Raw genomic sequence first — 12,472 nt, 5'->3', positions numbered from 1 at the left:
CGGCGCCGCGCCGGTGGCCCGATAGGGTGACCGGCCGTGACTCTTCTCAGTTGGCCCCTGTGGATCGCCCTCGCGCTGGTGCTGGTCGGCGTGTACCTCAGCTGGACGGCCGGACGGCTGGACCGGCTGCACGCCCGGATCGACGCGGCCCGCGCCGCGCTCGACGCGCAGTTGCTGCGCCGCGCCTCCGTCGCCCAGGAGGTGGCGACCTCGGGCATCTTCGATCCGGCCGCCTCCATGGTGCTCAACCAGGCCGCGCACGCCGCGCGGCAGGCCGAGGACGAGCAGCGCGAGGTCGCCGAGAGTGAGCTGAGCCAGGCGCTGCGCGCGGTGCTGGGGGAGAGCGACCAGGTCGAGGCGGTGCGCGAGGCCCCGGGCGGTGAGGACACGGTGCGCGAGCTGGAGGCCGCGGTGCGCCGGGTGCCCATGGCGCGGCGGTTCCACAACGACGCGGTGCGGGCGGCCCGCGCGCTGCGCCGCCACCGTACGGTGCGCTGGTTCCGGCTGGCCGGGCACGCGCCCTTCCCGCTCGCCTTCGAGATGGACGACGAGCCGCCGGCCGCGCTGACCGCCGCAGGCCACTGACCACGGATTGGCCCTTGCCGCACGAGCGGCCACCGGGTGTCATCGCATCCGGTGGCCCCGGTCGCCGCCCGGGAACCGGGCCGTTCGTGGCTCCCGCCCGCCCGGGCCTACGATGGTCATGTCGCATTATTAACTGCCGAGTGAGGTCAATTCGTGTCCAGCACGTCCCCCAGCACCCCTCAGACCCCCGAGACCGGCACCGCCCGCGTCAAGCGCGGCATGGCCGAGCAGCTCAAGGGCGGCGTGATCATGGACGTCGTCACCCCCGAGCAGGCGAAGATCGCCGAGGACGCCGGAGCGGTCGCGGTCATGGCCCTGGAGCGGGTGCCGGCCGACATCCGCAAGGACGGCGGGGTCGCCCGGATGTCCGACCCCGACATGATCGACGGCATCATCGAGGCCGTCTCCATCCCCGTGATGGCCAAGTCCCGCATCGGCCACCTCGTGGAGGCCCAGGTCCTCCAGGCGCTGGGCGTAGACTACATCGACGAGTCCGAGGTGCTGACCCCGGCCGACGAGGTCAACCACACCGACAAGTGGTCCTTCACCACCCCCTTCGTCTGCGGTGCCACCAACCTCGGCGAGGCCCTGCGCCGGATCTCCGAGGGTGCCGCCATGATCCGCTCCAAGGGCGAGGCCGGCACCGGCAACGTCGTCGAGGCGGTCCGGCACATGCGGCAGATCAAGGGCGACATCGGCCGGCTGCGCTCCCTGGACAACCACGAGCTGTTCGCCGCGGCCAAGGAGCTGCGCGCCCCGTACGAGCTGGTCCGCGAGGTCGCCGAGCTGGGCAAGCTGCCCGTCGTGCTGTTCTCCGCCGGTGGTGTCGCCACCCCCGCCGACGCCGCGCTGATGCGCCAGCTCGGCGCCGAGGGTGTCTTCGTCGGCTCCGGCATCTTCAAGTCCGGCGACCCGGCCCAGCGCGCCGCCGCCATCGTCAAGGCCACCACCTTCTACGACGACCCCAAGGTCATCGCCGAGGTCTCGCGCGGCCTGGGCGAGGCCATGGTCGGCATCAACATCGACACCCTGCCCGAGACCGAGCGCTACGCAGGGCGCGGCTGGTAAGCGCGATGACTGCGACACCCTCCACGAGCACGCCCACCGCCCCGGTGGTGGGCGTGCTCGCCCTCCAGGGCGACGTGCGCGAACACCTCGCCGCGCTCACCGCCGTGGGCGCCGAGGCCAGGGCCGTCCGCCGCCCCGCCGAGCTCGACGCGGTGCAGGGCCTGGTGCTCCCCGGCGGGGAGTCCACCACGATCTCCAAACTGGCCACCGCCTTCGGCCTGCTGGAGCCGCTGCGCGAGCGGGTACGGGCCGGGCTGCCCGTCTACGGCTCCTGCGCCGGCATGATCCTGCTCGCCGACAAGATCCTCGACCCGCGCTCGGGCCAGGAGACCATCGGCGGCATCGACATGATCGTGCGCCGCAACGCCTTCGGCCGGCAGAACGAGTCCTTCGAGGCCGCCGTCGACCTCGAAGGGGTGAGCGGCGGCCCCGTGCACGGGGTGTTCATCCGCGCACCGTGGGTGGAGTCGCTGGGCGCCGGTGCCACGGCGCTGGCCCGCCACGAGGGCCATCCGGTCGCGGTACGGCAGGGAAACCTGCTGGCCACGGCCTTCCACCCGGAGCTGACCGGCGACCACCGGGTCCACGCGCTGTTCACCGAGATGGTGCGGCGGGCGGATTGACCCGCTGGCGGTAGGATCGCCGGCACTGGTTTCTGTTGGTGACATCTGAAGGAGCAAGGCTGTGTCCGGCCACTCTAAGTGGGCTACCACGAAGCACAAGAAGGCCGTGATCGATGCCAAGCGCGGCAAGCTCTTCGCCAAGCTGATCAAGAACATCGAGGTCGCGGCCCGGACCGGCGGTGCCGATCTGGACGGCAACCCCACGCTGTACGACGCCGTGCAGAAGGCGAAGAAGAACTCCGTCCCGAACACCAACATCGACCGCGCCGTCAAACGCGGTGCCGGTCTTGAGGCGGGCGGCGCCGACTATCAGACGATCATGTACGAGGGTTACGGTCCCAACGGCGTCGCGGTGCTCATCGAGTGCCTCACCGACAACCGCAACCGGGCCGCCTCGGACGTGCGCGTCGCCATGACCCGCAACGGCGGCTCGATGGCCGACCCGGGCTCCGTGTCGTACCTGTTCAACCGCAAGGGCGTCATCATCGTCCCCAAGGCCGACCGCGCCGAGGACGACGTGCTGGACGCCGTGCTGGAGGCCGGGGCCGAGGAGGTCAACGACCTCGGCGAGTCCTTCGAGGTGGTCAGCGAGGCCACCGACCTGGTCGCGGTGCGCACCGCCCTCCAGGACGCCGGCATCGACTACGACTCGGCCGACGCCAGCTTCCTGCCCACCATGCAGGTGGAGCTGGACGAGGACGGCGCGCGCAAGATCTTCAAGCTGATCGACGCGCTGGAGGACAGCGACGACGTGCAGAACGTCTTCGCCAACTTCGACGTCGCCGACGACATCATGGCGAAGGTCGACGCCTGACGCCCGCTCACCCTCCTTGTCAGTGCCGCCCGATAGCCTTCGGCCAAAGTGCCGGTCACGGCACGGGGAGCGAGGGAGTGCGGTGCGGGTATTGGGTGTGGACCCGGGGCTGACCCGCTGCGGGGTCGGCGTGGTGGACGGCGTCGCCGGGCGTCCGCTGCGGATGGTGGCGGTCGGCGTGGTCCGTACCCCCGCCGAGCGCGACACCCCCGAGCGGCTGGTGCTCATCGAGCGCGGTATCGAGGAATGGCTCGATGAGCACCGACCCGAGGCGGTCGCGGTGGAACGGGTCTTCAGCCAGCACAATGTGCGCACCGTGATGGGCACCGCCCAGGCCAGCGCCGTGGCCATGCTGTGCGCCGCCCGGCGCGGCCTGCCGGTGGCCCTGCACACCCCCAGCGAGGTCAAGGCCGCCGTCACCGGCAGCGGCCGGGCCGACAAGGACCAGGTCGGCGCCATGGTCACCCGGCTGCTGCGGCTGTCGGCACCACCGAAACCGGCCGACGCCGCCGACGCGCTCGCCCTGGCCATCTGTCACATCTGGCGCGGCGCCGCCCAGCAGCGGCTGGCGCGGGCCACCGCGGCCGCCCCCGGCGCGCGGCGCACCCCGCCCGTACGAGTTGCGAAGGGCACCATCGAACCGTGATCGCCTTTGTCCAAGGACCCGTCGCCGCCCTCGCCCCCGACATCGCCGTGGTGGAGGTCGGCGGCGTCGGTATGGCCGTGCAGTGCACCCCGGGCACCCTCGCCGCGCTGCGGGTGGGGGAGAAGGCCCGCCTGGCCACCTCGCTGGTGGTCCGCGAGGACTCCCTGACCCTGTACGGATTCGCCGACGACGACGAGCGGCAGGTCTTCGAGCTGCTCCAGACCGCCTCCGGCGTCGGGCCCCGCCTGGCCCAGGCCATGCTCGCGGTGCACAGCCCGGACGGACTGCGCCGGGCGATCGCCGCCGGGGACGAGAAGGCGCTGACCGCCGTCCCCGGCATCGGGAAGAAAGGGGCGCAGAAGCTCCTCCTCGAGCTCAAGGACCGGCTCGGCGAGCCGGTCGGCGGCCCCCGCAGTCCCGCCGCCCCCGCCCTCTCGGGTCCGCCCGACTGGCGCGAGCAGCTGATGACCGCGCTCACCGGCCTGGGGTACGCCCCCCGGGAGGCCGAGGAGGCGATCGCGACGATCGCCCCGCAGGCCGAGTCGGTCGCCGCCGACGGCACCCCGGTCCCGGTCCCGCGCCTGCTGCGCGCGGCCCTGCAGACCCTCAACCGCGCCCGCTGAGCACGGGGCCATCCGGAAGAAGACGAGGACAGCCCCGATGAACTGGGACGAAGAGCCACCGCAGGACACCGGCCGGCTGGTGGGCGCCACCGCCGAGGGGGAGGAACTGGCGGCAGAGGCCGCGCTGCGGCCCAAGGACCTGACGGAATTCGTCGGCCAGCCCAAGGTCCGTGAGCAACTGGACCTGGTGCTGCGCGCCGCCCGTGCTCGCGGCGGCACCGCCGACCACGTGCTGCTCTCGGGTGCCCCCGGGCTCGGCAAGACCACGCTGTCCCTGATCATCGCCGCCGAGATGGGCGCCCCCATCCGCATCACCTCGGGGCCCGCCATCCAGCACGCCGGTGATCTCGCCGCGATCCTGTCCTCGCTCACCGAGGGCGAGGTGCTGTTCCTCGACGAGATCCACCGGATGTCCCGGCCGGCCGAGGAAATGCTCTACATGGCCATGGAGGATTTCCGGGTCGACGTCATCGTCGGCAAGGGCCCCGGTGCCACCGCCATCCCGCTGGAGCTGCCGCCCTTCACCCTGGTCGGGGCCACCACCCGGGCCGGACTGCTGCCACCGCCGCTGCGCGACCGCTTCGGCTTCACCGGCCACATGGAGTTCTACGCCCCCGCCGAACTGGAGCGGGTGATCCAGCGCTCCGCGCGGCTGCTGGAGGTGGAGACCACCGACGGCGGAGCGGCGGAGATCGCCGGCCGCTCCCGGGGAACCCCCCGCATCGCGAACCGGCTGCTGCGCCGGGTGCGGGACTACGCCCAGGTCAAGGGGGACGGGGTGGTCACGCGGGAGGCGGCGTCCCGGGCCCTGGCGGTCTTCGAGGTGGACGGCCGGGGCCTTGACCGGCTGGACCGCTCCGTCCTGGAAGCGCTGCTGAAGCTGTTCGGCGGGGGCCCGGTGGGCCTGTCCACGCTGGCCGTGGCGGTGGGGGAGGAGCGGGAGACCGTCGAGGAGGTCGCCGAGCCGTTCCTGGTACGCGAGGGACTGCTGGCGCGTACCCCCCGGGGCCGGGTGGCCACCCCCGCCGCCTGGGAGCACCTCGGACTGCGGCCTCCGCAGGGCACGGCGGCGGTCGGCGGGCCACCAGAAGGCTTGTTCGAGTCCTGATCGCACGGGCTTACGCTGGAACGGAACTCCGATAGCATCCGAGACGTTGTTCCCCAGGCGCAGCCTCGTTAGACTCCGCCGACGTCATCCGACCCGGACGGCGCCCCCGCCCCCCGAATACACGGCCGCGTCAGCGGTTATACGAAGGAAATTCCTCCACCGTGGATATCGCTTTTCTCTTCCCCTTCATTCTTCTCATCGGCGTCATGTTCCTGATGTCGCGGTCGGCCAAGAACCGGCAGCGGCAGGCCATGGAAATGCGTGACTCGATGGAGCCCGGCACCGGTGTGCGGACCATCGGCGGGATGTATGCCGAGGTCAAGGAGGTGCGGGAGGACACCGTCCTCCTGGAGCTCTCCTCCGGCGTGCAGGCCCTGTTCGCCAAGAACGCGATCGGGGCGGTGCTCGACGACGACGAGTACCAGCGCATCCTGAGCGGTGAGTCGCCGTACGACGACGAGGACGCCCCCGTCGTGCCGGACGACGCCTCCTCCCTGACCGAGGGCACCGACGCGGATGACGCGGACCGGGTCGAGCTGGGGAAGAAGGACGGCGCCGAGGCCGCCGCCGACGGCGAGTCCAAGACCGATGACTCCACGCGCGACGGGGAGAACGGGTCCACCAAGTCCTGAGCCGCCGGTGCCGCCCGCCCCGCCGGGGCACGGGCGTACCGGTCCGCCCGTCCATCACCCCGCCCGTCCGCGTGGCCGGCACCGGGCGCGGGTCGTAGGCAGAGAGAGACGAGAAGGTGGCGACACCGAAGAACGACTTCCGGTCCCCCAGGAAGCGGGACCTGTCCGGAGGTCAGGGGAAGCCGTGGCGCCCCCTGGTGCTGATCGTGCTGATCGTGGCGGGGCTCACGGCGGGGATGTTCGCCTCCGGGCACACCACCCCGCGGCTGGGCATCGACCTGGCCGGGGGCACCAGCATCACGCTCTCGGCGACGACGGACGAGAAGAACCAGTCCGCGATCAACCCGACCAATCTGAACACCGCCGTCTCGATCATCGAGCGCCGGGTCAACGGTCTGGGTGTCCAGGAAGCCGAGGTCCAGACCCAGGGCGACCGGAACATCATCGTCAACATCCCCAAGGGCACCGACAGCGAACAGGCCAGGCAGCAGGTCGGCACCACCGCCGAACTGGGCTTCCGGCCGGTGCTCTCGGTGGGCTCGGCGCTCCCGCTGCCCGACGACGGCGGTGACGGCACCGATCAGGGTGACGGCACCGACCCGGGCACGGACGAGGACGCCGGCCAGGGCGAGGAATCCGCCGACACCGGGGACAGCGCGGACACCGGCGACACCGGGGACGAGGGTGGGAACGGCGACCAGGGCGAGGGCACCACGGACCAGAGCCTGGCCCCGTCCGGCAGCGGCGCCGCCACCGCCTCCAACGCCTCCTTCCGTACGGATGACGCCGCCACGGACGACTCCGGCGACACCGCAGAGGACCCCGCCACCGACCCGGCCCAGCAGGAGGCCGCGGATCTCCAGGCCCGCCTCGAGGCGCTCGACTGCTCCACCGACGACTCCCGGAACGCCGCCCGTGAGGCGGCCGCCCAGGCGGACACCGACCAGCCCATCGTCTCCTGTGACACGGATGGCCTGTACAAGTACGCCCTGGGCCCGGTCGCCGTGCCCGGCACCGGTGTGAGCAGCGCCAACGCGATCTACGAGACCCAGCGCGGTCAGGGCTGGATCGTCCAGATGGAGTTCACCAACTCCGGCGCCGACCAGTTCGCGGACGTCACCGGCGAGCTGGCCGCCCTGCCCTCGCCGCAAAACCAGTTCGCCATCGTGCTGGACGGCGAGACGGTCTCCGCGCCCAGCGTCAACCAGCGGCTGTCCGGCGGTAACGCCGAGATCTCCGGCACCTTCGACCAGGAGAGCGCCGAGAACCTGGCGAACGTTCTGAAGTTCGGCGCGCTGCCGCTGACCTTCGAGGAGTCCAGCGTCACCACCGTGTCGCCCATGCTGGGCGGTGAGCAGCTGAAGGCCGGTCTGATCGCGGGTGGGATCGGTCTCGCCCTGGTGGTGCTCTACATGCTCGTCTACTACCGGGGTCTGGCGCTGATCGCGCTCGCCTCGCTGGTGGTCTCCGGCATCCTCACCTACTCGATCATGGCCCTGCTCGGCCCGGCCATCGGCTTCGCGCTGAACCTGCCGGCCGTCTGCGGCGCGATCGTCGCCATCGGTATCACCGCCGACTCCTTCATCGTCTACTTCGAACGCATAAGGGACGAGATCCGCGAGGGCCGTACGCTGCGCACCGCCGTGGAGCGGGGCTGGCCACGCGCCCGGCGCACCATCCTGGTCTCCGACTTCGTCTCGTTCCTGGCGGCGGCCGTGCTCTTCGTGGTCTCGGTCGGCAAGGTGCAGGGCTTCGCCTTCACCCTGGGTCTGACCACGGCCCTGGATGTCGTGGTGGTCTTCCTGTTCACCAAGCCGGTCATGACGATCCTGGCCAAGAAGAAGTTCTTCTCCGGCGGCCACCCCTGGTCCGGGCTCGACCCCAAGCGTCTGGGCATCCAGCCCCCGATCCGCCGCAGCTACAAGCCGGTCACCGTTCCCAGCGACCCGAAGGAGGCGTGAGATGTCACGGCTCGGTGATATCGGAGCCAAGCTCCACCGCGGTGAGATCGGCTACGACTTCGTCGGCAAGCGCCGGCTGTGGTACGGCGTCTCCATCCTCATCACGATCCTCGCCTTCGCCGGCCTCGGAGTCCGGGGCCTGCACATGGGCGTGGAGTTCGAGGGCGGGGCGGTCTTCACCACGGAGGCCACCGATGTCAGCGTGGAGCGGGCCAGGGAGGTCGCCGAGGAGGCGTCCGGCAGCCAGGCCCTGGTGCAGTCCCTGGGCAACGACGGGTCGCTGCGGATCCAGGTCTCCGGTCTGGACACCGATCAGTCCAACATCACCCGTGAGGCACTCGCCGAAGAGCTGGGCATCCCCACCCAGGAGCTGAACGCGGAACTGGTCGGCCCCAGCTGGGGCTCCCAGATCGCCAACAAGGCGTGGCAGGGGCTCGCCATCTTCATGGTGCTGGTGGTGATCTACCTCGCCATCGCCTTCGAGTGGCGCATGGCCATGGCGGCGCTGATCGCGCTCATCCACGACCTCACCATCACGGTCGGGGTGTACGCGCTGGTGGGCTTCGAGGTCACCCCGGGCACGGTGATCGGTCTGCTGACCATCCTCGGCTACTCGCTGTACGACACGGTGGTCGTCTTCGACGGTCTGAAGGAGACCACGAAGAACTTCACCAAGCAGACCAACTACACCTACGGCGAGCTGGCCAACCGGTCCCTCAACGGCACCCTGGTGCGGTCGATCAACACCTCGGTCGTCGCGCTGCTGCCGGTGGCCGCGCTGCTGTTCATCGGCGGCGGGGTCCTGGGCGGCGGGATGCTCAACGACATCGCGCTGTCGCTGTTCGTGGGTCTGACGGCCGGTGCCTACTCCTCCATCGTGATCGCCACCCCGATGGTCGCCGACTTCAAGATGCACGAGCCCTCGATCAAGGCGCACGACAAGAAGGTGCTGGCCAAGCGGGCGAAGCGCGAGGCGGAGGAGAACACCGGCACGGTGTCCGAGGCCGAGGCCGACGACCCGCCCCAGGACGCGGGCGACGACGAGAGCGCGGCCGGCGCCGTGGTCGGTCCGCGCCGCCAGCCGGTCTCCCGTTCCCGGGGCCGCAACCGCCCGTCCGGAAAGCGGCGGTGAACCGGTGACCTCGGTGACCCCCGACGCGGCCGGGCTGCGGGAACTGCTGCTCGACCGCATCCGTGATGTGCCGGACTACCCCGAGCCGGGCGTGGTCTTCAAGGACATCACCCCACTGCTCGCCGATCCGGTGGCCTTCGGCGCCCTCACCGACGCTCTGGCGGAGATCGCTCTGACCAGCGGCGCCACCAAGGTGGTCGCCCTGGAGGCCCGCGGCTTCATCCTGGCCGCCCCGGTGGCCGTACGCGCCGGGACCGGCTTCATCCCCGCCCGCAAGGCGGGCAAGCTCCCCGGCGCCACCCTCGGGCAGCGCTACGAGCTGGAGTACGGCACGGCGGAGATCGAGATCCACGCCGAGGACCTCAGCACCCACGACCGGGTGCTGGTGATCGACGACGTGCTGGCCACCGGCGGGACCGCCGAGGCGGCACTGCGGCTGATCCGCCGGGCCGGTGCCCAGGTGGCAGGGCTCGCGGTGCTGCTGGAGCTGTCCTTCCTCGCCGGCCGCGACCGGGTGCTGTCCGAGCTGGACGGCGCCCCGCTGCACTCCCTCATCACGCTCTGAGAGCGGGCCTGAGCGCCCCGGAACCGTGCCCGGCACGGTTCCGGGGCGCTTGCGCGTCCGGGGCCCCGCGCCGTCCGCCCGCACGGCGCCCGGCGGGAAGGGTTGGCCTAGGCTCGTTACCATGGCAGTCCGATCGTTTCCCGGCCGGACTCTCCTTGGGCCCCCCGTGGCCCGGAGTACCGCTCCCTGTCCCGACCGCCCCCGGGCGGGACAGGGCCCGAGAAGGAGTGCCCTTGCCCGACGAGGCCCAGCCGCTCACCTCCACCCAGCGGAAGAACGCCGCACCGTCCCCGGCCGCCACCCGGCGTGACGGTCCGGACAACCGCGCCCCGGCGCCCCCGGCCGCCGTCTCCGGGGTCTCGGGACGCTCGGGCTCCTCCAACCGGGTACGGGCCCGGCTCGCGCGGCTCGGTGTCCAGCGCTCCACTCCGTACAACCCGGTCCTCGAGCCCCTGCTGCGGGTGGTCCGCGCGAACGACCCCAAGGCCGACACCGCCGTGCTGCGCCAGATAGAGCGCGCCTACCAGGTCGCCGAGCGCTGGCACCGCGGCCAGAAGCGCAAGAGCGGCGACCCGTACATCACCCACCCACTGGCGGTGACCACCATCCTCGCCGAGCTGGGCATGGACCCGGCCACCTTGATGGCGGGGCTGCTGCACGACACGGTGGAGGACACCGAGTACGGCCTGGACACCCTGCGCCGCGACTTCGGCGACCAGGTGGCGCTGCTGGTGGACGGCGTAACCAAGCTGGACAAGGTCAAGTTCGGCGAGGCCGCCCAGGCCGAGACCGTGCGCAAGATGGTGGTGGCCATGGCCAAGGACCCCCGGGTCCTGGTCATCAAGCTCGCCGACCGGCTGCACAACATGCGCACCATGCGGTTCCTCAAGCGGGAGAAGCAGGAGCAGAAGGCCCGCGAGACCCTGGAGATCTACGCCCCGCTGGCCCACCGGCTGGGCATGAACACCATCAAGTGGGAGCTGGAGGACCTGGCCTTCGCCATCCTCTACCCCAAGATGTACGACGAGATCGTCCGGCTGGTCGCCGAGCGCGCCCCCAAGCGCGACGAGTACCTGGCGACCGTCATCGACGAGGTCCTCGCCGATCTGCGCGGCGCCCGCATCAAGGCCACCGTCACCGGGCGGCCCAAGCACTACTACAGCGTCTACCAGAAGATGATCGTGCGCGGCCGGGACTTCGCCGAGATCTACGACCTGGTGGGCATCCGGGTCCTGGTGGACACGGTCCGCGACTGCTACGCGGCGCTCGGCACGGTCCACGCCCGCTGGAACCCGGTTCCGGGGCGGTTCAAGGACTACATCGCCATGCCGAAGTTCAACATGTACCAGTCGCTGCACACGACGGTGATAGGTCCTGGGGGCAAGCCCGTCGAGCTCCAGATCCGCACCTTCGACATGCACCGGCGCGCCGAGTACGGCATCGCCGCGCACTGGAAGTACAAGCAGCAGGCCCAGGCCGGCGCCTCCAAGATCCGCTCCGACGCCCCCAAGAAGGGCGACAAGGGCGAGGGCGTCAACGACATGGCCTGGCTGCGGCAGCTGCTGGACTGGCAGAAGGAGACCGAGGACCCCGGGGAGTTCCTGGAGTCGCTGCGCTTCGACCTGTCCCGGCACGAGGTGTTCGTCTTCACGCCCAAGGGCGATGTGATCGCGCTGCCGGCCGGCTCCACCTCCGTGGACTTCGCCTACGCGGTGCACACCGAGGTCGGGCACCGCACCATAGGGGCCAAGGTCAACGGCCGGCTGGTGCCGCTGGAGTCCACCCTGGACAACGGCGACACCGTGGAGATCTTCACCTCCAAGGCGGAGGGCGCCGGCCCCTCCCGGGACTGGCTGGGCTTCGTCAAGTCCCCGCGGGCCCGCAACAAGATCCGTGGCTGGTTCTCCAAGGAGCGCCGCGACGAGGCCATCGAGCAGGGCAAGGACCTGCTCACCCGCGCGGTGCGCAAGCAGAACCTGCCGATCCAGCACGTGCTCACCGGCGACTCGCTGGTCACCCTCGCCCACGAGATGCGCTACCCGGACATCTCCTCGCTGTACGCGGCGATCGGCGAGGGCCATGTGTCCGCGCCGAGCGTGGTGCAGAAGCTGGTGCAGGCCGTGGGCGGCGAGGAGGCCGCCAGCGAGGACATCGCCGAGACCGCCCCGCCGATGCCCACCCGTGGCCGGCGCCGTTCCAGCGCCGACCCCGGTGTGGTGGTCAAGGGCACCGACGACGTGTGGGTGAAGCTGGCCCGCTGCTGCACGCCGGTGCCCGGCGACCCGATCATCGGCTTCGTCACCCGGGGCAACGGCGTCTCGGTGCACCGCACCGACTGCGTGAACGTGGACGCGCTCTCCCGCGAGCCGGAGCGGATGCTCGCCGTGGAGTGGGCGCCCACCCAGTCCTCGGTCTTCCTGGTGGCCATCCAGGTCGAGGCGCTGGACCGCTCCCGGCTGCTGTCGGACGTCACCCGGGTGCTCTCCGACCAGCACGTCAACATCCTGTCCGCGGCGGTGCAGACCTCCAGGGACCGGGTCGCCACATCCCGGTTCACCTTCGAGATGGGCGACCCCAAGCATCTGGGGCACGTCCTGAAGGCGGTACGCGGCGTCGAGGGCGTCTACGACGTCTACCGGGTGACCTCGGCCCGGCGACCCTGACGGCGAACGGCGGTGGCCCCCGTACGGAGTTCTTCCGTACGGGGGCCACCGC

12 protein-coding genes are annotated in these 12,472 nt (G+C 71.1%); all 12 read left to right on the top strand.

What is annotated here, in order from left to right:
* The first annotated feature begins 36 nt into the window (after positions 1-36).
* The 12 genes from SXIM_RS01865 to SXIM_RS01810 all read left to right on the top strand — a co-directional run bounded on the left by SXIM_RS01865 (position 37) and on the right by SXIM_RS01810 (position 12,420).
* Entirely contained in the window at positions 37-585 is a 549-nt protein-coding gene (locus SXIM_RS01865; protein WP_030727188.1) for a LemA family protein, read from the top strand.
* A 153-nt stretch (positions 586-738) separates the two neighbouring features.
* Positions 739-1,653 carry a pyridoxal 5'-phosphate synthase lyase subunit PdxS gene (gene pdxS / locus SXIM_RS01860; protein ID WP_030727176.1) on the top strand — a complete coding sequence of 305 codons (915 nt, stop codon included), beginning with the start codon at positions 739-741 and terminating at the stop codon, positions 1,651-1,653.
* A 5-nt stretch (positions 1,654-1,658) separates the two neighbouring features.
* Positions 1,659-2,276, top strand: coding sequence for a pyridoxal 5'-phosphate synthase glutaminase subunit PdxT (gene pdxT / locus SXIM_RS01855; RefSeq protein WP_030727173.1), 618 nt, complete (start codon positions 1,659-1,661; stop codon positions 2,274-2,276).
* A gap of 61 nt (positions 2,277-2,337) precedes the next feature.
* Positions 2,338-3,090 (top strand): YebC/PmpR family DNA-binding transcriptional regulator, encoded by a 753-nt coding sequence (locus tag SXIM_RS01850; RefSeq protein ID WP_030727170.1) that lies wholly within the window; start codon positions 2,338-2,340, stop codon positions 3,088-3,090.
* Between the two features lie 82 nt (positions 3,091-3,172).
* Positions 3,173-3,736: a crossover junction endodeoxyribonuclease RuvC gene (gene ruvC / locus SXIM_RS01845; protein ID WP_030727167.1), complete on the top strand. Its 564-nt coding sequence runs from the start codon at positions 3,173-3,175 to the stop codon at positions 3,734-3,736.
* Positions 3,733-4,359, top strand: a complete 627-nt coding sequence (gene ruvA, locus SXIM_RS01840) for a Holliday junction branch migration protein RuvA (RefSeq protein WP_030727164.1) — start codon at positions 3,733-3,735, stop codon at positions 4,357-4,359. Before ruvC ends, ruvA begins: the two co-directional genes overlap by 4 nt.
* A 37-nt stretch (positions 4,360-4,396) precedes the next feature.
* The gene (gene ruvB / locus SXIM_RS01835) at positions 4,397-5,467 is read left to right on the top strand and encodes a Holliday junction branch migration DNA helicase RuvB (protein WP_046722744.1); all 1,071 of its coding nucleotides are present in this window, start codon (positions 4,397-4,399) and stop codon (positions 5,465-5,467) included.
* Between the two features lie 161 nt (positions 5,468-5,628).
* Complete coding sequence (gene yajC, locus SXIM_RS01830; RefSeq protein ID WP_030727158.1) at positions 5,629-6,099, top strand: preprotein translocase subunit YajC; 471 nt, start codon at positions 5,629-5,631, stop codon at positions 6,097-6,099.
* Positions 6,100-6,215: 116 nt separating this feature from the next.
* A complete protein-coding gene (secD, locus tag SXIM_RS01825; RefSeq protein WP_174864305.1) occupies positions 6,216-8,060 on the top strand; it encodes a protein translocase subunit SecD in 1,845 nt (614 codons plus the stop codon).
* 1 nt (position 8,061) lies between these two features.
* Entirely contained in the window at positions 8,062-9,192 is a 1,131-nt protein-coding gene (secF, locus tag SXIM_RS01820; RefSeq protein WP_030727144.1) for a protein translocase subunit SecF, read from the top strand.
* Between the two features lie 4 nt (positions 9,193-9,196).
* Entirely contained in the window at positions 9,197-9,757 is a 561-nt protein-coding gene (locus SXIM_RS01815) for an adenine phosphoribosyltransferase (protein ID WP_030727142.1), read from the top strand.
* A 233-nt stretch (positions 9,758-9,990) separates the two neighbouring features.
* Positions 9,991-12,420 carry a RelA/SpoT family protein gene (locus tag SXIM_RS01810; RefSeq protein WP_046722742.1) on the top strand — a complete coding sequence of 810 codons (2,430 nt, stop codon included), beginning with the start codon at positions 9,991-9,993 and terminating at the stop codon, positions 12,418-12,420.
* The last annotated feature ends 52 nt before the right edge of the window (positions 12,421-12,472 follow it).

It is taken from the genome of Streptomyces xiamenensis (assembly GCF_000993785.3).
Lineage (GTDB): Bacteria > Actinomycetota > Actinomycetes > Streptomycetales > Streptomycetaceae > Streptomyces > Streptomyces xiamenensis.
This window is presented reverse-complemented; position numbering and strand designations above follow the sequence as displayed.

What these genes read in the sequence shown, in the direction of transcription:
- pdxT (WP_030727173.1), top strand. Translation starts at nt 1,659, where the DNA reads ATGACTGCGACACCCTCCACGAGCACGCCCACCGCCCCGGTGGTGGGC.
- ruvB (WP_046722744.1), top strand. Translation starts at nt 4,397, where the DNA reads ATGAACTGGGACGAAGAGCCACCGCAGGACACCGGCCGGCTGGTGGGC.
- secF (WP_030727144.1), top strand. Translation starts at nt 8,062, where the DNA reads ATGTCACGGCTCGGTGATATCGGAGCCAAGCTCCACCGCGGTGAGATC.